At 69.5% G+C, this 24,646-nt stretch carries 24 protein-coding genes, 1 tRNA gene and 1 pseudogene; 6 read left to right on the top strand and 20 right to left on the bottom strand.

All coding sequences use genetic code 11. From position 1 onward, the window contains the following. Window positions 1-7: 7 nt before the first annotated feature. Entirely contained in the window at window positions 8-1,222 is a 1,215-nt protein-coding gene (locus tag H4W81_RS35600; RefSeq protein ID WP_192778806.1) for an MFS transporter, read from the top strand. Between the two features lie 16 nt (window positions 1,223-1,238). Here H4W81_RS35600 and H4W81_RS35595 read toward each other — a convergent pair whose 3' ends face one another. From H4W81_RS35595 to H4W81_RS35575, 5 genes are read right to left on the bottom strand one after another with little or no spacing between them, the layout of a single operon-like run. Beyond that, entirely contained in the window at window positions 1,239-3,890 is a 2,652-nt protein-coding gene (locus H4W81_RS35595) for a DUF5682 family protein (RefSeq protein WP_192778805.1), read from the bottom strand. Continuing rightward, a complete protein-coding gene (locus H4W81_RS35590) occupies window positions 3,887-4,996 on the bottom strand; it encodes an ATP-binding protein (protein ID WP_192778804.1) in 1,110 nt (369 codons plus the stop codon). The genes H4W81_RS35595 and H4W81_RS35590 overlap by 4 nt, the downstream gene beginning before the upstream one ends. 9 nt (window positions 4,997-5,005) lie before the next feature. Next, window positions 5,006-6,223, bottom strand: a complete 1,218-nt coding sequence (locus tag H4W81_RS35585; RefSeq protein WP_192778803.1) for a VWA domain-containing protein — start codon at window positions 6,221-6,223, stop codon at window positions 5,006-5,008. Next, complete coding sequence (locus tag H4W81_RS35580; protein WP_225958952.1) at window positions 6,220-7,470, bottom strand: hypothetical protein; 1,251 nt, start codon at window positions 7,468-7,470, stop codon at window positions 6,220-6,222. Before H4W81_RS35580 ends, H4W81_RS35585 begins: the two co-directional genes overlap by 4 nt. Window positions 7,471-7,475: 5 nt before the next feature. Beyond that, the gene (locus H4W81_RS35575; RefSeq protein ID WP_192778801.1) at window positions 7,476-7,931 is read right to left on the bottom strand and encodes a hypothetical protein; all 456 of its coding nucleotides are present in this window, start codon (window positions 7,929-7,931) and stop codon (window positions 7,476-7,478) included. Between the two features lie 201 nt (window positions 7,932-8,132). On the opposite strand from H4W81_RS35575, the gene H4W81_RS35570 reads away from it, so the two are divergent. Both H4W81_RS35570 and H4W81_RS35565 read left to right on the top strand, forming a co-directional pair. Next, window positions 8,133-8,537 (top strand): DUF7144 family membrane protein, encoded by a 405-nt coding sequence (locus tag H4W81_RS35570; RefSeq protein WP_192778800.1) that lies wholly within the window; start codon window positions 8,133-8,135, stop codon window positions 8,535-8,537. Between the two features lie 50 nt (window positions 8,538-8,587). Next, a complete protein-coding gene (locus tag H4W81_RS35565; protein ID WP_192778799.1) occupies window positions 8,588-9,643 on the top strand; it encodes an ArsO family NAD(P)H-dependent flavin-containing monooxygenase in 1,056 nt (351 codons plus the stop codon). 72 nt (window positions 9,644-9,715) lie between these two features. On the opposite strand, the gene H4W81_RS47930 is transcribed toward H4W81_RS35565, so the two are convergent. The 10 genes from H4W81_RS47930 to H4W81_RS35515 form a co-directional block, all read right to left on the bottom strand. Then, a complete protein-coding gene (locus H4W81_RS47930) occupies window positions 9,716-10,009 on the bottom strand; it encodes an alpha/beta hydrolase fold domain-containing protein (RefSeq protein ID WP_420538760.1) in 294 nt (97 codons plus the stop codon). After that, window positions 10,006-10,341 (bottom strand): ArsR/SmtB family transcription factor, encoded by a 336-nt coding sequence (locus H4W81_RS35555; protein WP_192778798.1) that lies wholly within the window; start codon window positions 10,339-10,341, stop codon window positions 10,006-10,008. Before H4W81_RS35555 ends, H4W81_RS47930 begins: the two co-directional genes overlap by 4 nt. A gap of 33 nt (window positions 10,342-10,374) precedes the next feature. After that, the gene (locus H4W81_RS35550; RefSeq protein WP_192778797.1) at window positions 10,375-12,873 is read right to left on the bottom strand and encodes a DUF4118 domain-containing protein; all 2,499 of its coding nucleotides are present in this window, start codon (window positions 12,871-12,873) and stop codon (window positions 10,375-10,377) included. Beyond that, a complete protein-coding gene (locus tag H4W81_RS35545) occupies window positions 12,870-13,673 on the bottom strand; it encodes a potassium-transporting ATPase subunit C (RefSeq protein WP_192778796.1) in 804 nt (267 codons plus the stop codon). Before H4W81_RS35545 ends, H4W81_RS35550 begins: the two co-directional genes overlap by 4 nt. Beyond that, complete coding sequence (gene kdpB / locus H4W81_RS35540; RefSeq protein ID WP_192778795.1) at window positions 13,673-15,691, bottom strand: potassium-transporting ATPase subunit KdpB; 2,019 nt, start codon at window positions 15,689-15,691, stop codon at window positions 13,673-13,675. The genes H4W81_RS35545 and kdpB overlap by 1 nt, the downstream gene beginning before the upstream one ends. After that, complete coding sequence (kdpA, locus tag H4W81_RS35535) at window positions 15,691-17,352, bottom strand: potassium-transporting ATPase subunit KdpA (RefSeq protein WP_192778794.1); 1,662 nt, start codon at window positions 17,350-17,352, stop codon at window positions 15,691-15,693. Before kdpA ends, kdpB begins: the two co-directional genes overlap by 1 nt. Next, a complete protein-coding gene (gene kdpF / locus H4W81_RS49590) occupies window positions 17,352-17,441 on the bottom strand; it encodes a K(+)-transporting ATPase subunit F (protein ID WP_113705100.1) in 90 nt (29 codons plus the stop codon). The genes kdpA and kdpF overlap by 1 nt, the downstream gene beginning before the upstream one ends. A gap of 299 nt (window positions 17,442-17,740) precedes the next feature. Next, window positions 17,741-17,893 (bottom strand): hypothetical protein, encoded by a 153-nt coding sequence (locus tag H4W81_RS47925; RefSeq protein ID WP_225958951.1) that lies wholly within the window; start codon window positions 17,891-17,893, stop codon window positions 17,741-17,743. A 30-nt stretch (window positions 17,894-17,923) separates the two neighbouring features. Then, window positions 17,924-18,079, bottom strand: coding sequence for a pyridoxamine 5'-phosphate oxidase family protein (locus tag H4W81_RS47920; protein WP_435832300.1), 156 nt, complete (start codon window positions 18,077-18,079; stop codon window positions 17,924-17,926). A gap of 135 nt (window positions 18,080-18,214) precedes the next feature. Continuing rightward, window positions 18,215-19,072 carry an NAD(P)-dependent oxidoreductase gene (locus H4W81_RS35515; RefSeq protein ID WP_192778792.1) on the bottom strand — a complete coding sequence of 286 codons (858 nt, stop codon included), beginning with the start codon at window positions 19,070-19,072 and terminating at the stop codon, window positions 18,215-18,217. Between the two features lie 94 nt (window positions 19,073-19,166). Here H4W81_RS35515 and H4W81_RS35510 point away from each other — a divergent pair, with 94 nt between their 5' ends. Further along, entirely contained in the window at window positions 19,167-19,748 is a 582-nt protein-coding gene (locus H4W81_RS35510; RefSeq protein WP_192778791.1) for a TetR/AcrR family transcriptional regulator, read from the top strand. A 154-nt stretch (window positions 19,749-19,902) separates the two neighbouring features. After that, entirely contained in the window at window positions 19,903-20,070 is a 168-nt protein-coding gene (locus tag H4W81_RS35505) for a hypothetical protein (protein ID WP_192778790.1), read from the top strand. 353 nt (window positions 20,071-20,423) lie between these two features. Here H4W81_RS35505 and H4W81_RS35500 read toward each other — a convergent pair whose 3' ends face one another. Further along, window positions 20,424-20,660, bottom strand: coding sequence for a hypothetical protein (locus H4W81_RS35500; RefSeq protein WP_192778789.1), 237 nt, complete (start codon window positions 20,658-20,660; stop codon window positions 20,424-20,426). 22 nt (window positions 20,661-20,682) lie between these two features. Then, window positions 20,683-20,892 (bottom strand): hypothetical protein, encoded by a 210-nt coding sequence (locus tag H4W81_RS35495; RefSeq protein ID WP_192778788.1) that lies wholly within the window; start codon window positions 20,890-20,892, stop codon window positions 20,683-20,685. Between the two features lie 44 nt (window positions 20,893-20,936). Between H4W81_RS35495 and H4W81_RS50230 the strand changes: the two are divergent. Then, window positions 20,937-21,239, top strand: a pseudogene (locus H4W81_RS50230) (tyrosine-type recombinase/integrase); the annotation flags it as partial. Window positions 21,240-21,302: 63 nt separating this feature from the next. Here H4W81_RS50230 and H4W81_RS35485 read toward each other — a convergent pair. From H4W81_RS35485 to gyrA, 3 genes are all read right to left on the bottom strand, one after another. After that, window positions 21,303-21,376, bottom strand: a tRNA-Ile gene (locus tag H4W81_RS35485). 130 nt (window positions 21,377-21,506) lie between these two features. Next, window positions 21,507-22,109, bottom strand: a complete 603-nt coding sequence (locus tag H4W81_RS35480) for a DUF3566 domain-containing protein (protein ID WP_225958950.1) — start codon at window positions 22,107-22,109, stop codon at window positions 21,507-21,509. Window positions 22,110-22,112: 3 nt separating this feature from the next. Then, window positions 22,113-24,614 carry a DNA gyrase subunit A gene (gyrA, locus tag H4W81_RS35475; protein ID WP_192778787.1) on the bottom strand — a complete coding sequence of 834 codons (2,502 nt, stop codon included), beginning with the start codon at window positions 24,612-24,614 and terminating at the stop codon, window positions 22,113-22,115. Window positions 24,615-24,646 lie beyond the last annotated feature (32 nt).

The raw sequence follows: 24,646 nt of genomic DNA, 5'->3' as shown, positions 1-24,646 counted from the left end.
GGGGATCATGGCGGGGGATCTCGGCCTGCTTCGCGACCAGCGTTTCGCGTTGCTGTTCTCGGCCAGGACCGTCTCGGTCCTCGGCAGTTCCTTCGCGCCCGTCGCGCTGGCCTTCGGCATCCTCGAGCTGCCCGGCGCCACGGCCACGACGCTGTCGGTCGTGCTGACCGCCGAGGCGGTGCCGATGGTGGTGTTCATGCTGATCGGCGGTGTGATCGCGGACCGGCTGCCGAGGAACAGGGTGATGGTCGCGGCGGACGCGATGAGCGCGGTGGCCTTCTCCGCTCTCGGGGCGATGCTGCTGACCCACTGGACGCCACTGCCCGCGCTGGTGGTCGTCGCCGCGATCAGCGGCATCGCGGTGGCGATCATGTGGCCCGCGCTGGCCGGCATCGTCCCGGACGTCGTGCCGCCCGAGCGCCTGCAGACCGGCAACGCGCTGCTCGGCCTCGGCGCCAACTCGGCCAGGGTGCTGGGACTGGTGCTGAGCGGGGCGACCGTGGCGCTCATCGGCGGCGGCTGGGCGCTGGTCGTCAGCGGCGTGATGTTCGCCACCGGCGCCGGGCTCATCGCGCTGCTGCGGCTGAAGCCGAACGAACGGCTGGCGGAGAAGCGGCATTCGGTGCTGGCCGACCTGCGCGACGGCTGGAGGGAGTTCATCTCCCGTCAGTGGCTGTGGGTGGTCGTCGCCCAGTTCTCCGTGTTGGTGATGGCCATGCAGGCGGCGCACGGCGTGCTCGGCCCGCTGCTGGCCAAGCAGAGCCTCGGCGGGGCGCCCGCGTGGTCGGCCGTGCTGGCGGGAGAGGCGGTCGGGATGATCGGCGGGGTGGTGGTCGCGATGCGGCTGCGGCCCAAGCGGCCGATCTTCCTCGGGACGCTGCTGACGCTGCCCACCGCGCTGCCGTACCTGCTGCTGGGGGTGGGCGCGCCGTTGTGGACGGTGGTGCTCGGCGCGGTGGTCATGGGCGTCAGCATGGACGTCTTCGGGGTGCTGTGGCAGACCACGATGCAGCGGGAGATCCCGGCCGAGTCGCTGTCGCGGGTCAGCTCCTACGACGCGCTGGGATCGCTGATGTTCGGCCCGATCGGCCTGCTGGTGGCGGGCCCCGTCGCCGTCGTGATCGGTCCCGGGCCCGCGCTGGTCGGCTGCGCGGTGATCGTGGTGGTCTGCGGGCTGGCCGCGCTGCTGTCGCCGGGGGTGCGCGGCCTCACCTCCCGCTGAGGCCGCGCCAGGCAGGCTAGAGCAGGGCCGCGACGGCGTCGGCTGTCTCGGGATGCGCCTTCAGCAGGGCGGCGATCTCGACGTGCTCCGGGCCGCGGGGCTCCGCGCCGCCGCTCTGCCACTCGCCCGCGCAGCCGAGGAGCGCCGCGACGGCGTCGGTCGCCGCGGGATGGGCCGCCAGCAGGTCGGTGACGGGACCCGCCGCCACGGGAGCCGCGGCCGTCGCGCTCTTCCCTGCCCGCGTGGCCGACCACGGCGGCACCCAGGCGTCGACGGCGGCCAGGCTCGCGGGGAAGGTCAGACCCGCCTCGCGCACCAGCGTGGGCACCAGCTCGGGGGCCTCCTTGCGGAGCGTCGTGATGAGGTTCGGCAGCCAGGGCAGCAGCACGTCGTCGGGCAGCCTGCCGAAGGCACCCGACAGGACCTCCACCACGAACGGCGTCAGCACGGGAGCCGGCTCGAGCGCCTGGACGAAGCCGGTGATGTAGAGCGGCACCGAGGGCACGACGAGCGGGTTGTTCAGCAGGTCGTCGCAGAGCGACCGCAGCTCCGCCATGGTCAGCAGGCCGAGCTGGAACTGCGCCGCCCACACCAGCGCCACCTTCGCGGGCGCCTCGGGATGCGACTGCCGTACCGCGATCTCGAGCTGGGCCCGGTCGCAGCCGAGCGAGATCGCCAGGCTCTCCATGGTGAACAGGAAGCCGAGCATCGCGCCCACCTGGCGGACGCCCGTCTCCTCGTCGACGAAGGCCGTCGGCAGGAGCGTGCAGTAGTGCGCGTAGCCCGCCGTGACGAACGCCTCGCACCAGCTCGGCAGCCCGTCGCCGGCCGACCGGTAGTGCGCAAGCAGCCGCCTGATCCTGCGCAGCACCTCGGGCGCGTCGTCGACGGTCCGCTCGGCCGACAGCAGCTCCACCGCCCGTGCCCCGAGCTCGTCGGTGAATCTGCGGCTGCCGAGGAACAGGATGGAGTCCTCCACCGCGCCGAGCACCACGGCGGCCGTGGCCTTCGGGTCCCACGCGGCGCGGCGCAGCCGCTGCTCCATAACCTGCTCGATGGTCACGCCCTCGTAGCCGAGCTCGATCAGCTCACGCTGGTGCTTGCCGAGCCACAGGTCCCAGCTCTCCTGGATCGACCGCTCCCCCAGCCTGCGCGAGCCCATGATGGGCTTCACCGCCCCGTCGGGCAGCAGGTAGCGCAGCATCCACAGCAGGTCGGAGCAGGGCGCCAGCTCGGGGTCGAGGTCGAGGTTCATCAGCGCCCTGGACAGGGTGCGCTTCTGCAGGTCGAGCCCGAGCGGCTCCAGGCGGTCGAGCACGTCGCGGGCCAGCGGCGGCAGCGAGTCGTAGCCGACCTGGCCGATCCGGTCGCCGCCCAGCATGATCTCGCACAGGCGGCGCACGTCGCGCCTGCCCGGCACGACGTCCTTCTCGATGCAGGTGACCGCGGCGTCCTGGAAGTCGTACGGCGTGGGCCGCTTCCTGCCCCGCATCCCCGCCAGCAGGATGGAGGTCTCGTAGACCGCGATGGCGTCGGCCGTGCTGGCCAGGTAGCCGTTGCGGCGGGCCAGCCTGACGATGTCGACGCACCAGCCGAGCAGCTCGGCCTCGTCGAAGCCGTCGAGAGAGGGCGGCTGGGCCAGGAAGCCCGACAGCCTGTCGTCCTTCTCGAGGGGCGCGGGCGGCGGCAGGGCGCGGCCCTTGCTCTTGCTCCCCAGCTGGTACGGCGTGACGCCGCCGCGCTTGACCGCCTTGCTCCAGGTCGCCGCGGCGATCGAGACCGAGCCCGGCGCCAGGCCGAACTGCTCCTCGATCGCCGAGTGGCTGGAGGGAATGAGGCCGTAGAGCCAGCGGGTCGCCGTACGGGGGGTGATGTCGAGGTGCTCGCCCATCACGGGGCTGGCGGCGTGGAAGGCGCCGCACACGTAGAGGCAGGTGTCGGGGTCGGCGCCGGTGGCGGCGAGGTGCTCGCGCATGCGCGTCCACATGTAGCGCTCGCGGTCCTCGTCCATCTCGTTGCCCTCGGGCCGCAGGCGCCTGAACAGGCTGCCGATCAGCACCATGACCTGGCGGTAGGTGTCGTAGTCGGCGCCGACGAGGGGCTGCTCGACGTACTGGTCCCACCACTCCGACCAGTGACGCACCTTGCCGTGGTGGAGCAGGTGCTCCTCCAGCTCGGCGAAGCGCGGGCGCAGGTCGCCGATCTCGACGCCGACGGCCTCGCCCCGCTCGCGCGGCGACCACTGGAAGACATGGTCGACCGAGCGGTCCACGAGCACGATCTCGACGCCGGGCGTGTCGAGGGCGTAGGCGATGGCCTGGTACTCCGCCGACGACTCGGTGATCGGCGCGATCACGCTCAGCGGCGCCCATTCGGCGGGGAAGCCGTCGATCTCGGTGGCGAAGGCCTGCAGCGCCACGGGCAGGCGGCAGTTGCGCAGCTCGTCGAGGACGGGCCGCAGGTCTTCGCACAGCTCCAGGTAGATGACCTTGGGCTGCTTCTCCCTCAGCCTGCGGGCCATCGCGAGCGCGGAGGCGGGCGAGTGGTGGCAGACGGGGAAGATCTCCAGCTCGGCCTGGAGCGCCTGCTCCACGTCGTCGACCAGGCCGGCGCCGAAGGCCGCCGCCGCGCTCGCGAGCTGCTCGCGCAGCGGGTCGAAAGGGCTCATGAGAGCGTGGCGATCGCCTGACGACCGCCCTCGAGGAACTCGGGCCACTCGCCGCCTTCCTTCTTGCTGCGCGGCTCGACGACTCCGTGCCAGTACTTGTTGAGGATCGCCAGGTCCTCGGGGGTGCGCCTGGCCAGCGAGCCGACCAGCGAGCCGGCCAGCGTCGCGGCCCGCAGCGTGCTGTCGCCGAAGAACTGGCTGTGCAGGATCGCGTCCTCCAGCACGCCGATCTGCTCGGCCGTCGACAGCGCGGACTCCAGCTTCTGGTCGTCGCTGGTGGCGGAGGCGGCGCCGGCGCGCAGGTCGGCGAAGCTCTGCAGGAGGATGTCGAGCAGCGTGGGCGGCACATCGAGCTCGATCTGGTGGCGGCGCAGCAGCTCGGTGGTGCGGAAGCGGACGATCTCCGCCTCGCTCTTCTTGTTGGTCACCACCGGGATGCGGACGAAGTTGAAGCGCCGCTTCAGCGCGGAGGACAGGTCGTTGACGCCCCTGTCGCGGCTGTTGGCGGTGGCGATGATGGAGAAGCCGGGCTGGGCGAAGACGATGTTGTCGTCGTTCTCCCCCAGCTCGGGGATGGAGACGTACTTCTCCGAGAGGATGGAGATCAGCGCGTCCTGCACGTCGCTGGTGGACCTGGTCAGCTCCTCGAAGCGGCCGATCACGCCCTGCTCCATCGCCGTCATGATCGGCGAGGGGATCATCGACTCGCGGGACTGGCCCTTGGCGATGACCATGGAGACGTTCCACGAGTACTTGATGTGGTCCTCGGTGGTGCCGGCCGTACCCTGCACGACCAGGGTGGAGTTGCGGCTGATGGCCGCGGCGAGCAGCTCGGCGAGCCAGCTCTTACCGGTGCCGGGGTCGCCGATCAGCAGCAGGCCGCGGTCGGAGGCCAGCGTGACGATGCTGCGCTCGACGAAGCTGCGGTCGCCGAACCACTTCTGCGGGATCTCGCGGTCGAGGCCGTCGGCGCGCTCGGAGCCGAGCACGAAGATCCGCACCATGCGGGGGCTGAGCCGCCAGGAGAACGGCTTGGGTCCTTTGTCGATCGACTCCAGGTAGTCGAGCTCGTCGGCGTACTTGGATTCAGCGGGGGCGCGCAGCACAGGGGTCTCCTAGGCGAGGAAGCTCTTGAGCTCGAAGACGAGTTTGCGGATATGTCCGGAAATAACCGGCGTGCCGAGGTCCTTGAGTTTCTTCCGGAACCACGGGTCGACGCTCTGCTGGCCCGAGCTGTTCACCGAGCCTACGGGGATGAACTTCACCCCCGACCGGTGGACGGCCTCGATGCCCTCGTAGAGCGGCTGCGACCGGTCGAACTCGTAGAAGTCCGAGATCCACACCATGACGGTGTTGCGCGGATCGGTGATCTTCGGCCGCGCCATGGCCATCGCGACGGGACCGTCGTTGCCGCCGCCGAGGTTGGTGCGCAGCAGCACCTCGAACGGGTCGTGCACCCACGGCGTGAGGTCCAGGGCGCGGGTGTCATAGGCGATCAGGTGCACGTCCACCTTGGGCAGCCCGGCGAAGATCGAGGCCAGGATCGTGCAGTTGACCATTGAGTCGACCATCGAGCCCGACTGGTCGACGACCACGATGAGTTTGGCCGGGGTGGTTCTCTTCGCCGTCTGCCGGTAGAAGAGCTTGTCCACGTAGAGCCGCTCGTCCTCCGGGCTCCAGTTGGTGAGGTTCTTCCAGATCGTCCGCTCGAGGTCGAGGTTGCGGTAGACCCGCTTCGGCGGCACCGACCTGTCGATCACGCCCGAGCTGGTCTTCTCGACCTGGGTGCGCAGCACCTGCGCGACCTCGTCGACGAACCTGCGGATCAGCGCCTTGGCGTTGGCCAGCGCGATGCCCGACAGGTTGGCCTTGTCGCGCAGCAGCTGCTCGATGAGCGACATGCTGGGGGTGAGCTGTCCGGCCAGCTTCGGATCGGCCAGGACCTCGCGCAGGTGCATGCGCTTGACCAGGTCGGCCTCGATCTCCTGGAGGCCGTGGCCCTCGCCCATCACCTGCTGGAAGCACGCGGCGTCGCGTTTCCAGGTGGCCAGCTGGGTGGCGGTGACCGTCCCCGAACCGGTGTTGAAGACGTTGAGCAGCAGCTTGGAGACCACGGCGGCCCTGCGGACGGGGTCCGGGTCCTCCAGGTCGATCTCGGGGAAGCGTTGCAGCAGGTTGTCCATCGACACCGAGGGGTCGAGGAGCGCGGCGGGCAGGCCGATGTCCTCCACGATCGCCACGCTGGCCGCCTCGAGCGAGGGCTGCTCCTCCGGCTCGAACAGCCGGGCCATGAGGCGCCAGTAGAGGACCTGCCGCCTGTTCTCGTCGCTCATTTGCGCAGCAACCGCCCTGCCCGCTCCTTGAGCACCGTCACCGCGTCGCCGGCCTTTGCGGCCTTGGGGCTGAGCGCCAGCTCGGCGTTGTGCGGCTGCTTCTTGCCCTTCCGCACCGCGAGCGGCTGCAGGGTCCACTGCCCGCCGTCCCACCTCATCAGCCCGACACAGGCGGAGGCGCCCTTGAGCACGTCTTCCGTGATCGGGCCCGAGGCGGTCAGCCGGTCGAAGTTATAGCCGCTCAGATCGCCTTCGACCAGCACCGGCTCGGCGATGCGCACCGGGTGCCGCTCCAGCGGGGGCACGGCGGGCGCCACGGCCCCTGCCAGCGCCACCCTCGCCGTCACGAACGGGTCGACGGGGTCCTTGAGCGTGGCCCTGTCCTCGTGCCAGACGAGGTCGCCGCCGCCCAGCAGCGGCAGGTCCTTGACCTCCACGGCCCGCTGCTCGGCCAGCGCCCTGACCAGCTTCGGATAACCGCTCAGCAGCGGCCACACGGCCAGTCCGACGATGGTGTCGACCTTCGCGACGGTCACGCTCGTGCGCACCAGCCGCTCGTCCAGCACCCCGTGCACCTGCACCTGTACGGCGGTGCCGTGCTCCTGAACGTCCACGCCGAGGATCAGCAGCGTCCCCGACACCTCTTCGACGACCGGCTCGGGCCAGCCGCCCTGCGACAGCAGCAGCGCCCTCGACCACAGGTCCGCCCATCTGCGCCGGGGCAGCCGCTCCATCGTCGCGACGGGGCACGACGCGCTCAGCTCGGCCGCCAGACCGTCGAGCAGGACGGCCAGCCTGCGGGTGCCCTGGCCGGACAGCAGCGCCTCGATCGGCTGCGCCGAGGCGGAGACGAGGTCGTGGTCGACGCCCTTCCACCCGGTGATCGCCAGTTCGGCCAGCCACGACCTGCAACCCGCGGCGGCCTCTGAGGCGCCGTCGCCGGCGGTGTGTTCGGCCCGCCGCCTGCCCATGGCGGTGTCGAGCTGGGACAGCAGCGCGTCGTGGACCGCGCCGAGCAGCGCCGCGCGGCCACCGGCCAGCGCGGTCAGATGCTCCTCCGCGATCGAGCCCGCGGCGATCTTCTCGGCGGCCTCGGCCGCCCGCTGCCCGATCGGCGTGCCGGCCAGCGCGCCCGCCAGGTCCCTCAGCTGGTCGCCCGCGAGCCTCGCGAAGCCGTGCGTCAGCGCCTCGTCGAACCCGGCCACGACCTCGAGGGCCTCTTCGACTCCCTGCGGGGGAGCGTCCATTCGCATCAACGGAACCAATGCATCTCGGGGATGGGCACGGTGGACTCGGGCAGCTCCAGGTAGGCCAGGTGCCGGAGGAACCGGCTGAACACCATGGCCGCGGGCGCCGGCTCGGGCTGACCGCTGAGGAGGGCGTTCTCCTCGGCCCTGAGATAGCGCGCGACCCTGTCGACGCCGTACTGCAGCACCGCCTCGTCGAGGAGGGCGTGCAGGTGCTTGCACGCCGATCCCCTCAGCCCGCCGCACGGGCGGTTGTTGTTCGTACTGCAGTTGATGGTGAGCGTCCCCGCGGTGATCGAGGAGACGTACACCCGCTCGATGTCGGAACCGCTCGACACGACGCCCTGCAGTCGCCCGTCCGCCAGTTCGACGAAGGGCACCTTCGCCAGTTTGCGGGGCTGGACAGGCGAGACGACCCTCACCGCGCTGGCCTGTTCCCACGCGGGTCTGTCCGCGTTCACGACCTCGACCTCCAGCCCTGACGGCTCATGGATGATCAGTGACCCGGTAATTTACCCCAAAGCCCAGCAGGGTCAATTCGATGCATGAATCCGGTGCTTTCGGGTCGGCCGGCCGTCGCTTACGTGATCGCCGGTCCCACAGGTGGTCAAGGTATCCCCTGACGGTGTGATCACCGTATATCCGCTGGGCACAGGCCCGGTATGGCAGACAACGCACGGGTCACCGGCTGGATCGGGTGGATCTGGTTCGCCGGCATGATCATGATCATGGCCGGACTGTTCAATGTCCTGACCGGCCTGCTCGCGATCATCGACGACGACCTCTACGTCCCCGCCGCCGGTCGGCTGCTGGCGTTCGACATCAGCGGCTGGGGGTGGATCCACCTCCTCCTCGGCATCGTGCTGACGGTCACCGGTGTCGCGTTGTCGCTGGGCCAGGGCTGGGCCAGGGTGGCGGGGGTGGTCCTGGTGATGCTCAACGCGGTGACCCAGATGGCGTGGATCGGCGTCAACCCGTGGTGGTCGCTGATCGTCATCGCCCTCGACGTGGTGGTCATCTACGCGATCGTCGTCCACGGAGGCGAAGCACGGGCCCTGAGCGACTGAGCCCTCCGTCACCTATCATTCGGACAGGTGTCGAAGCGAGGAGGAGCCGCATGACGGTCCGCCCTCGCTCGGTCGACGTCGTGGTCGTCGGCGGCGGGCAGGCGGGTCTCGCGGCCGGCTACCACCTGCGCCGCGCGGGCGCCGACTTCGTCATCCTCGACGCCCAGGAGGCTCCCGGCGGCGCGTGGCGGCACGCCTGGCCGTCCCTGCGGCTGTTCTCCCCCGCGCAGTACAGCTCGCTGCCGGGCCGGATGATGCCCTCGCCGCCCGGCGGCGGCTACCCCGACGCGGCGAACACCGTCGCCTACCTGGCCGACTACGAGCGGCGATACCAGCTGCCGATCGTCCGCCCCACCACGGTGCGGGCCGTACGCAGGGGAGAGCGCGGGCTGCTCGTCGAGACCGGTGACGGCGTGTGGCCCGCCCGCGCCGTGATCAGCGCGACCGGCACGTGGTGGCGCCCCTACGTCCCGCACTATCCCGGCATCCGCGGCTTCCTCGGCGAGCAGCTCCACACCGCCGGCTACCGGGGTCCCGCGCCCTTCCGCGACCGGCGCGTGGTGATCGTCGGCGGCGCCAACTCCGCCGCCCAGATCCTCGCCGAGGTCTCCACGGTGGCGCAGACCACCTGGGTCACCCTGCGCCCGCCCCGGCTGCTGCCCGACGAGGTGGACGGCCGCGCCCTGTTCGCCCTGGCCACCCGCCGCGCCCGCGACGACGGCCCCGGCATCGGCGACCTGGGCGACATCGTCGCCGTTCCCCCTGTCCGCGAGGCCAGGGAGCGAGGTGTGCTGAAGGCCGAGCCGATGTTCTCCAGGATCACGCCCGAGGGCGTCGCCTGGCCGGACGGCACCAGCCAGGCGTGCGACGCCATCATCTGGTGCACGGGCTTCCGGCCCGCGCTGAACCACCTCGCCCCGCTGCGCCTGCGCGGCCCCGACGGGCTGATCCCGGTCGAGGGCACCAGGGCGCTCGGCGAACCCCGGCTTCACCTGCTCGGATACGGCGACTGGACGGGTCCGGCGGCCGCCACGCTGATCGGCGCCGGCCGTACGGCCCGCGACACCGTCGCCGAGGTGACGCGGCGGCTGACGGGCACCCGGTAGCCGGCGCCGGTCAGCCGACGAAGCGCTGGACGAAGGCCGCGTTGGCGAAGGCGTAGCGGAACTGCTCGTAGGTCAGCGGCACGGCGCGGTGGATGTTGGCGGGATTGGTGAGCACCGGCGCCGCGGCCCGCAGAGAGGAGATCGGCCCACCGAGTCCCCCGCCACCGCGATCCTCGACGGGTCGAGCCCGTGCTCGGCGCCGTGCCGTACCACCCACTGGGCCGCCGCGTAGTTCTCGCCGATGGCGACCGGGTAGCGGGCCTCGGGCGAGAGGCTGTAGTTGACGAACACCACCGCCACGCGAAGATGTCCAGCTCGTCGAGAGAGGTCGTCATCTCTCCGCGCCGCTCCCCGGGCCTCCTTCAGTCGCAGGTGGGGGCGGGCGGCACGGGGTTGCCCATCACCACGTCGGCGGCGGTGGGGAAGCAGCTCACGCAGGCCTCGTTGATGCGGTAGAAGCTGGAGGTGCCCTGCCTGTCGACCAGGACGAAGCGCACCTCGGCGAGGATCTTCAGGTGGTGGGACACGGTCGACTGCCCCACGCCCGAGGCCGCGACGATCTCGCCCACGGTCATCGGCTGCCGGCGCCTGGCCAGCAGCGACACGAGCTGGATGCGCGTGGCGTCGGCCAGCGCCTTGAACCAGCTCGCGTACTCCTCGGCCGCGGCCCTGTCCAGAGGCTCCGCATACTCGTTCATCGAACATCGATAATAGTCGATCAATGCTTGCTGTCAGGCGGGGATCGGCATGCTGAGGGTCATCGTGAGACCGCCGCCTGGCGTCTCGTCGGGAACGAGGGTGCCGCCCATGGCCTCGGCGAGCCCTCGCGACAGCGCGAGCCCGAGGCCGACGCCCGCGTGGTTGTCCCGGTCGCCCAGGCGCTGGAACGGCAGGAACACCCGCTCGCGCGCCTCGACGGGAATGCCCGGTCCCCTGTCGACCACCCTGATCTCGACGCGGTCGCCGTGCCGGCTGGCGCTGATCAGGACCTTCGCCTCCTGCGGGCTGTGGCGGACGGCGTTGGTCATCAGGTTGACCAGCACCCGTTCGAGCAAGGCGGGATCGGCCGCGATCTCGGGCAGCTCGACGGAGACGTCGCCCTCGATCCTGTCCCTGGCCGGGCCGAGGTCGTCGATCGCGCGCGGCACGATCTCCTCCAGCGCGACGGGCTGGAGCACGAGCCCGAGCACGCCCGCCTGCAACCTGCTCATGTCGAGCAGGTTCTCCACCAGCCGGTCCAGCCTGACGAGCGATTCCTCGGCGGTGGCCAGCAGCTCCGCCCTGTCCTCGGCCGACCAGGCGATCTCGGTGTTGCTCAGGCTCTCCACCGCGGCCTTGGCCGAGGCCAGCGGCGTGCGCAGGTCGTGGCTGACGGCGGCGAGCAGCGCGGTGCGCATCCTGTCGGCCTCCGCCAGCGGCTTGGCCTGCTCGGCCGCCTCCCGCAGGCGCTCGTGGCGCAGCGCGACGGCGGCTTCGGCGGCGAACGCCTCCAGCACGCGGCGGTCGCTGGCGTCGAGCAGCCGGCCGCGCGCCGCGAGCACCAGGTTCTCGTCGATCACGACGTCGGTGTCCGCCACGCCGGGGCTCGCGCACGGCGGCCCTCCCGACGTGGCGACGATCCGCCAGTCGTGGCCCGGCCCGCCGTCCCGCTCCAGCAGGGTCACCGTGGTGAGCCCGAAGGTCTCGCGCAGCCGGGCCAGCAGCGAGGGCAGCGCGGCGTCGCCGCGCAGCACGTGCCCCGCCAGCGTGGCGAGCACCTCGGCGTCCGCGCCGGCACTGGCGGCCTCTCTGGTACGGCGGGCGGCCATGTCCACGATCGCGCTCACCGCCGCCGCGACCACCACGAAGACGATCAGCGCGAACAGGTTCTCCGGATCGGCGATGGTGAGGTGGCCGATCGGCGGCGTGAAGAACCAGTTGAGCAGCAGCGACCCGCCGACCGCCGCGGTGATCGCGGGCCACCTCCCGCCGACGAGCGCCACCCCGATGACCAGGCACAGGAAGAACAGGATCTCGCTGGGCAGCGAGAGCACGTCTCGGAACGGGGCGAGCAGCAGGGTCAGCAGCGGCATGCCGAGCACGGCGCACGCCCACCCCGCCAGCCTGCGCTTCCTGGTGAGCGCCGCCCGTTCGGGACGCCTGCGCCCTCTCTTGGCCTCCTCGTGCGTGATCATGTGGACGTCGATGGACCCGGACAGCGCCGTCGTCTCGACCCCCACCCCGCGCGACAGGATCTGCGCGAACCTGCCGCGGCGCGAGGCGCCCAGCACCAGCTGGGTGGCGTTGACGCCGCGGGCGAAGTCGAGCAGCGCGCGGGGGATGTCGTCGCCGAGCACCTGGTGGTAGCTGCCGCCCAGGTTCTCCACGAGGTCGCGCTGGAGGGCCAGGTCGACCGGGTCGCCTCCTGACAGGCCGTCGGCGCTGGTGACGTGGACGGCCAGCAGGTCGGCGCCCTTGGTCCTGGCGGCGATGCGGGCGGCCCGCCGTACGAGGGTGTCGCCTTCGGGGCCCCCGGTCAGCGCGACGACGACGCGCTCGCGCGCCTCCCACGTGCCCTGGATCCCGTGGTCGGCCCGGTAGCGGTCGAGCTGGTCGTCGACCTTGCCCGCGACCCAGAGCAGGGCGAGTTCGCGCAGCGCGGTCAGGTTGCCCTCGCGGAAGTAGTTCGACAGTGCCGCGTCGACCTTCTCTGGCGGGTACACGTTGCCGTGCGCCATTCTGCGCCGCAGCGCCTCGGGTGACATGTCGACCAGCTCGACCTGGCCGGCCCGCCGTACCACCTCGTCGGGCACCGTCTCGCGCTGCGGGATGCCGGTGATCTGCTCGACGACGTCGTTGACGGACTCCAGGTGCTGGATGTTCACCGTGGAGATGACGTCGATCCCGGCGTCGAGGATCTCGTCGATGTCCTGCCAGCGCTTGGCGTTCCTCGACCCGGGGACGTTCGTGTGCGCCAGCTCGTCGATCAGCGCGATCTTCGGAGCGCGTTCGACGACCGCGGCCACGTCGAGTTCGGTGAAGCTCACCCCCCGGTGGACGAGGGTCCTGCGGGGCACCACCTCCATGCCCTGGAGCAGCTCGGCGGTACGGGGGCGGCCGTGGGTCTCGACGAGGCCTACGACCACGTCCCTGCCCCGCTCGCGGGCCCTGCGTCCCTCGCCGAGCATCGCGAAGGTCTTGCCGACCCCCGGCGCCGCCCCGAGGTAGACGCGCAGCCGGCCCATGCTCATGATCGGTCGAGCGCCAGGTTGAGCTCGAGCACGTTCACCACCGGCTCCCCCATGAAGCCGAGCGCGCGGGCGGTGGTGTGCTCCTCGACGAGACGCCTGACCCTGGCCAGGTCGACGCCACGCGCCCTGGCCACCCTCGGCGCCTGCAGCTCGGCGTAGGCCACCGAGATGTGCGGGTCGAGGCCCGAGCCGCTGGCGGCGACCGCGTCGGCGGGCACCACGACCTCGCGCACCTCTCCCCTGACCGGGACGGTCCTGCCCGCCGCGTAGTTCTCACCCTGCCTGGCGCACTCCACCTTCACGCCCCGGTAGTCGGCGACGAACGGCGTGGCCGGGCAGAGCTGGTTGACGGCGACCGCCCGGTCCCCGAAGACCTTCAGCACCGCCCCGACCCCGTCGGACGTGCAGAACGGACGGGCGCCGCTGACGCCCTCCAGCTCGCCGACGGCCCTCGACCTGGCGCAGACCTGGGTGAGCAGCGACTTCCTGTCCGCCGTGTCGATGACGTCCTCGGGACCGAGGTTGCTGGCCGAGGTGGCGGTCGGGTCGTAGCCGTCGCCGGCGGCCGAGGGGCGGCTCTGGAAGTACTCCCTGTGCCCTTCGAAGGACTGGCCGATCAGCGCGCTGCCCACCACCTTGCCGTCCTTCTCGATCAGCGAGCCGTTGGCCTTGCCGTTGAACACCGCCTGGGCCACGCCCGTGACCGCCAGGGGGTAGACGACGCCGGTCACCGCCGTGAGCACGAGCAGCGCGCGCAGCGCGGCCAGATGCTGGCGGATCCAGCTGGGCATGCGTTCCATCACACGATTCCCGAAATGAGGAGGTCAATGATCTTGATGCCGACGAACGGCACGACGATGCCGCCCAGGCCGTACACGCGGAGATTGCGGCTCAGCAGCTTCGACGCGCTCGCCGGCCGGTAGCGCACGCCGCGGAGGGCGAGCGGGATGAGCGCGACGATCACCAGGGCGTTGAAGACGACGGCCGACAGGATCGCCGACTGCGGGCCGGCCAGCCGCATGATGTTGAGCGCGTCCAGGCCCGGGTACACCGCCGCGAACATCGCGGGGATGATCGCGAAGTACTTGGCGATGTCGTTGGCGATCGAGAAGGTCGTCAGCGCGCCGCGGGTGATGAGGAGCTGCTTGCCGATCTCGACGATCTCGATGAGCTTGGTCGGGTTGGAGTCGAGGTCGACCATGTTGCCCGCCTCCTTGGCGGCGCTGGTCCCCGTGTTCATCGCGACGCCGACGTCCGACTGCGCGAGGGCAGGGGCGTCGTTGGTGCCGTCACCCGTCATGGCGACCAGGCGTCCGCCCTCCTGCTCCTTCCTGATCAGGGCGAGCTTGTCCTCGGGGGTGGCCTCGGCGAGGAAGTCGTCCACGCCCGCCTCCTCCGCGATCGCCTTGGCGGTCAGCGGGTTGTCACCGGTGATCATCACGGTCCTGATGCCCATGCGGCGCATCTCGTCGAACCGCTCGCGCATGCCCTCCTTGACGACGTCCTTGAGGTGGATGACGCCCAGCACCCGGCCCTTCTCGGCGACGACCAGCGGGGTGCCGCCCGAGGCCGAGATGCCGTCCACGATCTCGCCGACCTCGGCGGTCGGGTGGCCGCCGTGGTCGCGCACCCACTTCATGACCGCGGTCGCCGCGCCCTTGCGCACCTCGCGGCCGTCGAGGTCGACGCCGCTCATCCTGGTCTGCGCGGTGAACGGGACCCAGGTGGCCTTGTCCAGCTCTCCCGGCTCCCGCTCGCGCAGGCCGTACGCGGTCTTCGCGTGGACCACGATCGAGCGGCCCTCCGGCGTCTCGTCGGCCAGGCTGGACAACTGCGCCGCCCTGGCCAGCTCCATGACCGGGACGCCCGCCACGGGGACGAACGCGCCCGCCTGCCTGTTGCCCAGCGTGATGGTGCCGGTCTTGTCGAGCAGCAGCGTGGTCACGTCGCCCGCGGCCTCCACCGCGCGGCCGGACATCGCCAGCACGTTGCGCTGGACCAGGCGGTCCATGCCCGCGATGCCGATGGCGGACAGCAGGGCGCCGATCGTGGTCGGGATCAGGCAGACGATCAGCGAGATCAGCACGATGCCCGTGACACCGTCCGCGGTGAGGGCGATCGAGTCGGGCACACCCGGGTTGACCGACTTGGAGAAGATCGCCAGCGGCTGCATGGTGGCGGTGGCGACCAGGAAGATGATCGTCAGCGCGGCCAGCAGGATGTTCAGCGCGATCTCGTTCGGGGTCTTCTGCCGGTTGGCGCCCTCGACCAGGGCGATCATCCTGTCCACGAAGCTCTCGCCGGGCTCCTGGGTGATCCGCACGACGATCCGGTCGGACAGCACCCTCGTGCCGCCCGTCACCGCGGACCGGTCGCCGCCCGACTCCCTGATCACGGGGGCGGACTCACCGGTGATCGCCGACTCGTCCACGGTGGCGATGCCCTCGACGACGTCGCCGTCGCCGGGGATGATCTCCCCCGCCTCGACGACCACGCTGTCGCCCTGCTTCAGCTCGGTGGCCGGGACCACCTCGCCGGAGACCTTGCGGGCCATCGTGTCCTGCTTGGCCGCGCGCAACGTGGCCGCCTGTGCCTTGCCGCGGCCCTCGGCGACGGCCTCCGCCAGGTTGGCGAAGATCACCGTCAGCCAGAGCCACCCGACGATGGCCCAGGCGAAGAACGACGGCTCCGCGATCGCGAGCGCGGTGGTCAGCACCGCGCCGATCTCGACGATCAGCATCACCGGGTTGCGCCACATGGACGCGGGGTTGAGCTTCCTCAGCGCGTCGGGGAGCGCGCCGGCCAGCTGCGTGCGCATCAGAGCAGTCCTTCCGCGAGGGGGCCCAGTGCCAGGGCGGGGAGGAAGGTGAGGGCGACGAGGACGACCGTCACGCCCACGACCATGCCGACGAACTGCGGCCGGTGGGTCGGCAGCGTGCCGGCCGAGACGGGCACCGGCACCTGCCTGGCCAGCGAGCCCGCCAGGGCCAGCGCCAGCACGATCGGCAGGAACCGGCCGAAGACCATGCACAGGCCGAGCGCGGTGTTGTAGAACGTGGTGTTCGCGCCCAGCCCGGCGAAGGCCGACCCGTTGTTGTTCGAGGCGGAGGTGAAGGCGTAGAGCACCTCCGACAGGCCGTGCGGACCCGTGTTCAACATCGCCGAGCGGCCCTGCTCGGTGGCCATCGCGACGCCCGTGCCGATCAGCACCAGCATCGGCGTGACGAGGAAGTACATCGAGGCCAGCTTGATCTCACGGGTGCCGATCTTCTTGCCGAGGTACTCAGGCGTACGGCCGACCATCAGGCCCGCCACGAAGACCGTGATCACGGCGAGGATCAGCATGCCGTACAGGCCGGCTCCGACGCCGCCCGGCGCGACCTCGCCGAGCAGCATGTTGAAGATCAGCATGCCGCCGCCGACGGCGGTGTAGGAGTCGTGGAAGGAGTTCACCGACCCGGTGGAGGTCAGCGTGGTCGCGGTCGCGAACATCCCCGAGTTGGAGACGCCGAAGCGCGCCTCGCGGCCCTCCATGGCCTGACCGATCGCCTGCGGCACCGTGCCGTGCGCGCTCAGTTCGGCCCAGTTGGTCACGCCGATGCTGATGACGGCGATGACCGCCATGATCGAGACGATCGCGTAGCCCTGGCGGTTGTCGCCCACCATGCGGCCGAAGGTGCGCGGCATGCACGAGGCGATGACGGTCAGCAAGAAGATCGTCAGCCAGTTGGTCCACGACGTGGGGTTCTCGAACGGGTGGGCCGAGTTGACGTTGAAGATGCCGCCGCCGTTGGTGCCGAGGTCCTTGATGGCCTCCTGGCTGGCCGCGGCCGCGGGGGTGAAGGTCTGCTCGCCGCCGGCCAGCGTGCTCCAGCTGAAATGGTCGCCGAAGGTCTGGATGGCGCCGCCGGCGACCAGCAGGAGCGCGCCGACGAAGGCGAGGGGCAGCAGGATCCGCAGCGTCCCTCGCACCAGGTCGACCCAGAAGTTGCCGAGCGTGTCGCTCTTCTTCCTGGCGAAGCCGCGCACCATGGCGATCGCGACCGCCATGCCGACGGCCGCGGAGACGAAGTTCTGTACGGCCAGCCCCGCGGTCTGCACCACGTGGCCCATCGCGGCCTCGCCCGAGTAGGCCTGCCAGTTGGTGTTGGTGGTGAAGCTGACCGCGGTGTTCCAGGCCAGCGAGGGCTCGACCGCCGCCATGCCGAGGCTCAGGAACAGGTGCTCCTGCAGACGCTGCAGGCCGTACAGGAACAGGACGGAGAGCACGGAGAAGGCCAGGACGCCGCGGACGTAGCCGCCCCAGCTCTGCTCGGTGTCGGCCTTGACGCCGAGCAGCCGGTAGATCCCGCGCTCGACGGCGCTGTGCCGAGTGCCGGCGTAGACCCGGTACATGTGGTCGCCCAGCGGCTTGTAGCAGATCGCGAGGGCCAGCAGGAGCGAGGCGATGAAGAGGACGCCCGCGGTGGTCGCCGACATCAGAACCGCTCGGGGAAGAGCAGGGCCGCGACCATGAAGACCACCAGGCCGGCGACCACGACGAGGCCTGCGGCGTTGACGGCGCTCACAGCCGCTCCACCGCCTTCACGACGAACCCGAAGATCACGAAGACCGCGATCGTCAGGGCGACGAAGATGACGTCAGCCATCCCCACTCCTCACATCAGGATGAATTCCACCGCCCGCATGGGCGGCTGTGAGGACAGCAAATCGCTAGATTTGCCCGGTTTTATGGTTCCTGACGGCTTTCATACGCCCTGAGCCCGACCGTTGACACGATCTCTACGCGTTCCGCTCTCCGGCCTGACAGCAGTCGCGCGCCGAGGTGGACGGTTGGTGCCAGCTCGGGTGATGTGTTCGTCGCGGCTTCATCCGTCGATGTCCAGCACGGTCCAGTACAGGCGGCTCACGTTCAGCCGGATGACGACCCGGCGCTCGGCGGCCAGCCGCTTGAGGATCTTCAGCTCGTCCTCGGGCGAGGCGGGCGCGGACATCAAAGCGAGCAGCTCACGCCCGGCCACGTCGCCCGGCTCCGTCGAGACCTCGGAGACCTACGCCTCCCCCTCGGCCACCGCGGACGGCCAGTGGTCCTCGCTCGACACGTGCAAGGACGCTCGCGGGTCGTTCCGCAGCCGGCGCACCTTGATCCGGTCGGCGGTCGTCGAGAATCTGATGATCCTGGCCGCCGCGTCCCACTGGTAGAGCATCCTGCGTTTGCCGGTGCCCAGGACGCCGAACGGGTGGCGGCTCAGCAGCGCGGAGAGCGCGTCGTAGGACAGGGGGCGCGGTCTCTTCGCTCACACCCCCTGCAACCAGCCTCACCAGCCCTGTTCCACGTGAAACTACCGCGTCAGCACCTTCATCAGGCTGGTGAGGCTGTCCTGGCCGTGTCCGGCGGCGACGCCGCGGCGGAAGATGTCCAGGACGGCCGCGGGCAGCGAGCCGTCCACGCCGGAGGCCTCCACGGTGTGCAGGACGTGCTCCATGCTGGCCACGCCCATGGCCAGCCGGTCCACGTCGCCCTCGTGGTTGCCGGCGGCGATGCGAGGGGCGTAGAACTCCAGGAAGTACCGGAAGTCCATGGTCTTCACGGCGTTGGGCAGGAAGCGCTCAGCCGAGATGCCGTTGGCCTCCGCCACGGCCTGCGCGTGCACGTAGCTCAGGATGCCGGTCCAGAACATGTCCATTCCGATCTGGTAGAACAGCGCCGCCAGACCCGGATCCTCGCCGAGATAGTCGATCTCCGTTAGCACCTCCAGGGCGGACCGGTGGGCCTCGATCGCGTCCTCGGGGCCGCTGTAGTATGTCTGCGCCTCCGGCTGGCCGATGCCGGGAGGCGGCACCTGGACACCGCCGGTGATCTGCACGGCGCCGCGCTCGGCCATCCACGCCGCCGCCTGGCGGGCCTGGTCGGGGGTGTCGGAGGTGAGGTTGGCCACCGTACGGCCGGACAGCGCCGCGGAGGGCGCCTGCTCCAGGATCGCGTACATCGCCGCGTAGTCGATCAGGCTCAGCACCACCAGCTCGTTGGCGGTCAGCGCGGCCTCGACGCTCTCCGCGCGCTTGGCGCCACGGGCCACCAGCGCGTCGGCCCGGCCGGCCGTGCGGTTCCACACGGTCACCTCGTAGCCGCTGTCCAGGTAGGCGTTGGCCATCGCCTGCCCCATGGGGCCAAGGCCGATCACGGTCACGGAATTCATGGCTGTCTCCTCGAGCACTAGAACGAACGCTCTATCTAGAACGGGGACGCTACCACAGGTCTAGAACGAACGCTCTATCCACTATTCTGGAGACATGGTGACCAAGCACGAGATCGGCACCCGCGAGCGGATCATCCGGACGACCTCCCGGCTGATGCAGCGGCAGGGGTACGGAGCGACCGGGCTCAAGGAGATCTCCAGGGAGGCCGAGGCCACGCTCGGCTCGGTCTATCACTTCTTCCCAGGCGGGAAGCGGGAGCTCGCGGTCGAGGCGATCCGCCACGGCGACAGGGAGTTCGCCGAGGTCCTGCGAGGGTGGCTCGACCGCGTGGACGACCCCGGTACGGCGATCATCGCCTGCACGCGCGACCTCGCCGCGGGCCTACGCGACTCGGGCTGGCTCGACGGCTGCCCCATCACCACCACGGCGCTCGAGAGCGCGGGGCTCGAACCCGACATCCAGCGGGCCGCCGAGGAGGCCTTCGAGAACTGGCGTGGCCTCGTCCGCGACAAGCTTCTCAGGTCGGGCTTCGGCGAGGACGTCGCGCACGATCTGGCCCATACGGTGATCAACACGTTGGAGGGCGCGGAGATGTCCGCGCAGGTCTCGCAGAGCGAGGCGCCCCTGGAAATCGCCGGAAGGCACCTCGCCCGACTCATCGACAGCTACCGCTGACACCTGGGCTTCAGGCGCCGGCCGGCGTAGGGCGACTTCAAGGCCTGGAGCCCGATCACCAGCATCCACGAGCACGGGCAGGACCGTCGCCATCGACGGCCGCTGGAGATGTCACCAGCCCCGCCTGTACGGCCTGCGGAGCATCCCTTTTCAGATGATCGCGAGTAACCCGATTTCGGGACAGCGGAACTCCTACGGGAAGACGTGGGTCTACGCGCGAGTGAAGGGCAGTTCGCTGCAGGGCTGGATGTCCAAGGACAACCTCGCCCAATGGATAAACGACGGCCAACCGCACTGCGCCGACGAGAACCACCGCGACTAGCTTTACGGGCGACGGACAGGCATCGGTGGGCGACGTCAAGACCTTCGGACGGAGGGCCGCTGTGGGCGAGCTCGCGGCCAACCGATGGGCCAGAGCACCCTGGACGAGTTGATCGCCACCGACGGGCACCTGAAGATCGTGTCCCAAACAATGAAAGGCCCTCCCCAAAATCTTGGAAAAGGGCCTTCTAGCTGGGTGGGGCTACCAGGACTTGAACCTGGGACCTCTTCCTTATCAGCACGATCATTGACCGCGCTGTACGGCTCCCGCCAGGGAAACGGCTGGTGTCGGCACACGAGTTGATCAGGCATTGTTCGGGGCCGTTGCCATCTCTGCTGCCGTCAGGTGCCTGCTCAAGAACGCCGGTGATCGTTATTGCGGATGACACCTTCGAGACGGATGCCGAAGCCGACCACCAACAGGATGAGCACCACGAGGAGCCCTTTTACAGGGAAAGGATCAACAGGCTCGGACAACCACCAGCCGACGGCGAGCACCACAGTGAGAGCGATGATGCCGAGCCCCAACTGATCCATATTGGACGTTGGTGCTTGCGTGCCGTCCCTTTTGGGCGGCTCAGACTCGGTCATGTGCGCGAGTGTCTCACAGGGATCAAGGGGTCTCCTCCTGGTCTACGGGCTCCGGCGTGGTGAAGTGCTGGGGATCACCTGGGACGACGTGGACCTTGAAGCGAACACGATCCGAGTGGAAGGGCAGGTCCAGCGGATCAAGGGCAAGCTCGAACGGGTGCCGGTAAAGACCGATACCGGCCGGCGAACGCTCCCGTTGGTGCCTTTCGTCCGAGATGCCATCATCGAACACGCCAGCTCCAGGCAGAGGCCAAGCGCAAGGCGGGGGAGAGCTGGCAGGACTCTGGGCTCGTCTTCGCCTCCCGCTCGGGTGGGCCGATCGAACCGACCAACCTTGGACGGGCCTTTGAGCGGATGATCAAGGACAACGGTCTACGCCGAATCAGGCTCCACGACCTCCGGCACACAACGGGCACGATGCTCAAGGACCTGAAGGTCTCCCCCCGAGACGCAAAGGAGATCTTGGGGCACGCACGTATCTCAGTCACGATGGAGATCTACACGCACGGAGATCAGGAGTCGCATCGGGAAGCCATCGGAAGAATCTCGGGGGAGCTCTTCGGGGGTGCGAGCGAGTAGCGTTGCCGTCTCTACTGCCGTCAAAGGCCCGTCCGGATCATCCCGACGGGCCTTCTAGCTGGGTGGGGCTACCAGGACTTGAACCTGGGACCTCTTCCTTATCAGGGAAGCGCTCTAACCGTCTGAGCTATAGCCCCGCGCACAACGAACCGTATCGCATCTACCGAGGAGAGGCGAACCGGTTGTTCCGACGGAGAAAAGCTTACCGTGTCCTGGCCCCTCCTCGCGCCGCCAGATCGCGAACTAGAGCAGGGGCCGGACGTCGGCCTACTCGGCCTCGCTGAACGTCACCTCGACCCCGCCGACCAGATCGGCGGCGATGTTGTAGATGACGGCGCCAAGAGTCGACAGCGCGGTGATCAGCACGACGTTCACCGCGCCGATCAGGGCGGTGTACCCCAGGATCCGCACCGGCTCGAACCAGCTGGACACATCGAAGCTGCCTGATGCCTGGCCGTCGGCCTGGGTCAGCTGGTTGACCGTCTGGACGATCGAGTCGAAGACCCCGAGAGCCGACAGCACGCCGTACAACACAGCGACTGCGACGAAGAGCACCACGAAGCAAACCAGGGAGACGACGAAGCTGAACTTCATCGCCGACCACGGCTCCACCCGCCGCAGCACAAGGTGCGCCTTGCGCGGCAGGCGTGCGGCCGCGGCGGCCTTCTTCTTCGGCAGCTCGACAGCGGGCGGCGGAGCCTCGGAGGTCAGCGACGGACGGATGCGGACCGTCTCGTTCTGCTGCTCCTCCACCTGCTCCTGCTCCTGCTCCGTCGTGTTCCCGACCATGTCGAGAACCTCGGTCTCGGGCTTCTTCTGCCCGTTCTCACGAGTCGGCGTCGTCTTGGCGGGACCGCCCTGGGCGCTCATGGATTATTCTCCTCCCCCGTCTTCCTCAGCCTCCACCGAAGTCTCCATCGACTCGGCGTTCCGAGCGAGGGCCACGACGCTGTCGCCTTCGGCGAGATTCATCAGGCGCACTCCCATGGTCTGGCGGCCGGACTGCTTGATCTCCCCGGCACTCGTCCGGATCACCCCGCCGTTGGACGTGATCGCGAAGACCTCGTTCTCCGGGTTGACCATGACGGCTCCGACCAGCTTGCCACGAGAGGTGACAATCTTCGCAGTCAGCACGCCCTTTCCGCCACGTCCCTGTACCGGATACTGCTCGACGGGTGTGCGCTTCGCGTACCCGCCTTCCGTGGCGATAAGCACGTCTTCGCCATCTGCCATCCGATTCATGGCGAGAAGTTCGTCTCCATCAAGGAATCTCATGCCGATGACGCCGCTCGTGGCGCGTCCCATCGGACGCAGCGCGTCGTCGGTGGCGGTGAAGCGGATGGACTGGGCGCCCTTGGAGACGAGCAGCAGATCGTCCTCTTCGGAGACCAGGCGAGCCGCGATGACCTCGTCGTCCTCCCTGAGGTTGATGGCGATCAGGCCGCCGGTCCTGGGGGAGTCGTACTCCGACAGCCTGGTCTTCTTGACCAGGCCACTGCGGGTGGCCAGCACGAGGTACGGCGCGACGAGGTAGTCGCGCAGGTCGAGGACCTCCATGACTGTCTCGTCCGGCTGCATGGCCAGCAGGTTGGCCAGGTGCAGGCCGCGCGCGTCACGTCCGGACTCGGGCAGTTCGTACGCCTTGACCCGGTAGACGCGGCCCTTGTTGGTGAAGAACAGCAGCCAGTGGTGGGTCGTGGTGACGAAGAAGTGGTCGACGATGTCGTCCTGGCGCAGCTGCGCCCCGCGCACGCCCTTGCCGCCGCGCTTCTGCGCCCGGTAAAGATCGGTCTTGGTGCGCTTGGCGTAGCCGCCGCGGGTGATGGTGACGACGATCTCGTCCTCGGCGATGAGGTCCTCGATCGACATGTCACCGTCGTAGGCGATGATCTCGGTGCGCCTTTCGTCGCCGAACTTGGCGACGATCTCGGCCAGCTCCTCGTTGATGATCTCGCGCTGCCTGACCGGGCTGGCCAGGATCGCGTTGTACTCCGCGATCAGCGTCATCAGGTGGTCGAACTCGTCCTGGATCGCCTGGCGCTCCAGGGCGGCGAGCTTGCGCAGCTGCATGTCGAGAATGGCCTGGGCCTGGATCTCGTCGATGTCGAGCAGCGTCATCAGGCCGCCCTGCGCCTCGGCGGCCGAGGGGGACTGCCTGATCAGGGCGATGACCTCGTCCATCCGGTCGAGCGCCTTGAGCAGGCCGCGCAGGATGTGGGCGCGCTCCTCGGCCTTGCGCAGGAGGTAGCGCGTCCTGCGGACGATGACCTCGACCTGGTGCGCCACGTAGTGCTTGATGAACTGGTCGAGGCGCAGCGTGCGCGGCACGCCGTCGACCAGGGCCAGCATGTTGGCGCCGAAGGTGTCCTGCAGCTGGGTGTGCTTGTACAGGTTGTTGAGCACGACCTTGGCGACGGCGTCGCGCTTGAGCACGATCACCAGGCGCTGGCCGACCCTGGAGGAGCTCTCGTCACGCACGTCGGCGATGCCGGTGAGCTTGCCCTCGCGGACCAGCTCGGCGATCTTCAGCGCCAGGTTGTCGGGGTTGACCTGGTAGGGCAGCTCGGTGACGACCAGCGACTGCCGGCCCTTACCGTCCTCCTCGACCTCGACGACGGCCCGCATGGTGATCGAGCCGCGGCCCGTGCGGTAGGCGTCCTCGATGCCGCGCCTGCCGACGATCAGCGCCCTGGTGGGGAAGTCGGGCCCCTTGACCAGGCCGATCGCCGCCTCGAGCAGCTCCTCGTCGGTGGCCTCGGGGTTCTCGAGGCACCACTTGACCGCCGAGGCGACCTCGCGCAGGTTGTGCGGCGGGATGTTGGTCGCCATGCCGACAGCGATGCCGCCCGAGCCGTTGACGAGCAGCTGCGGGATGCGCGCGGGCAGGACGTCGGGCTCCTGCGACTTGCCGTCGTAGTTGGGCCGGAAGTCGACGGTGTCCTTGTCGATGTCGCGCAGCATCTCCATGGCGATGGGCGCGAGCTTGCACTCGGTGTACCGCATCGCCGCCGCGGGGTCGTTGCCGGGCGAGCCGAAGTTGCCCTGGCCGTCGACCAGCGGATAGCGCAGCGACCACGGCTGCGCCAGCCGTACGAGCGCGTCGTAGATGGAGGTGTCGCCATGGGGGTGGTAGGTGCCCATGACGTCACCGACGACGCGGGCGCACTTGAAGTAGCCGCGGTCGGGACGGTAGCCACCGTCGTACATGGCGTAGAGCACCCGGCGGTGCACGGGCTTGAGACCGTCGCGGACGTCAGGCAGCGCACGGGACACGATGACCGACATCGCGTAGTCCATGTAGCTGCGCTGCATCTCGGACTGAATGTCCACAGGCTCGATGCGGTCAGCCGGGGGTGGAGTTGTCACATCCGTCACAGGTGAAGATCCTTCTTTGTGGTACGGCTACC

The organism is Nonomuraea africana (assembly GCF_014873535.1).
Lineage (GTDB): Bacteria > Actinomycetota > Actinomycetes > Streptosporangiales > Streptosporangiaceae > Nonomuraea > Nonomuraea africana.
The sequence above is the reverse complement of the archived record's forward strand: the minus strand, read 5'-3'. Positions and strand labels throughout refer to the sequence as shown.

Coding starts and splice junctions, on each gene's coding strand:
- H4W81_RS35580 (WP_225958952.1), bottom strand. CDS start 7,470: ATGGACGCTCCCCCGCAGGGAGTCGAAGAGGCCCTCGAGGTCGTGGCC.
- H4W81_RS35585 (WP_192778803.1), bottom strand. CDS start 6,223: ATGAGCGACGAGAACAGGCGGCAGGTCCTCTACTGGCGCCTCATGGCC.
- H4W81_RS35515 (WP_192778792.1), bottom strand. CDS start 19,072: ATGAATTCCGTGACCGTGATCGGCCTTGGCCCCATGGGGCAGGCGATG.
- H4W81_RS35550 (WP_192778797.1), bottom strand. CDS start 12,873: ATGAGCATGGGCCGGCTGCGCGTCTACCTCGGGGCGGCGCCGGGGGTC.
- H4W81_RS35570 (WP_192778800.1), top strand. CDS start 8,133: ATGGCAGACAACGCACGGGTCACCGGCTGGATCGGGTGGATCTGGTTC.
- H4W81_RS35600 (WP_192778806.1), top strand. CDS start 8: ATGGCGGGGGATCTCGGCCTGCTTCGCGACCAGCGTTTCGCGTTGCTG.
- H4W81_RS35510 (WP_192778791.1), top strand. CDS start 19,167: ATGGTGACCAAGCACGAGATCGGCACCCGCGAGCGGATCATCCGGACG.
- H4W81_RS35505 (WP_192778790.1), top strand. CDS start 19,903: ATGATCGCGAGTAACCCGATTTCGGGACAGCGGAACTCCTACGGGAAG.
- H4W81_RS35545 (WP_192778796.1), bottom strand. CDS start 13,673: ATGGAACGCATGCCCAGCTGGATCCGCCAGCATCTGGCCGCGCTGCGC.
- kdpA (WP_192778794.1), bottom strand. CDS start 17,352: ATGTCGGCGACCACCGCGGGCGTCCTCTTCATCGCCTCGCTCCTGCTG.
- H4W81_RS47920 (WP_435832300.1), bottom strand. CDS start 18,079: ATGCTCTACCAGTGGGACGCGGCGGCCAGGATCATCAGATTCTCGACG.
- H4W81_RS35595 (WP_192778805.1), bottom strand. CDS start 3,890: ATGAGCCCTTTCGACCCGCTGCGCGAGCAGCTCGCGAGCGCGGCGGCG.
- H4W81_RS35500 (WP_192778789.1), bottom strand. CDS start 20,660: ATGACCGAGTCTGAGCCGCCCAAAAGGGACGGCACGCAAGCACCAACG.
- H4W81_RS35480 (WP_225958950.1), bottom strand. CDS start 22,109: ATGAGCGCCCAGGGCGGTCCCGCCAAGACGACGCCGACTCGTGAGAAC.
- kdpB (WP_192778795.1), bottom strand. CDS start 15,691: ATGCGCACGCAGCTGGCCGGCGCGCTCCCCGACGCGCTGAGGAAGCTC.
- H4W81_RS35555 (WP_192778798.1), bottom strand. CDS start 10,341: ATGAACGAGTATGCGGAGCCTCTGGACAGGGCCGCGGCCGAGGAGTAC.
- H4W81_RS35565 (WP_192778799.1), top strand. CDS start 8,588: ATGACGGTCCGCCCTCGCTCGGTCGACGTCGTGGTCGTCGGCGGCGGG.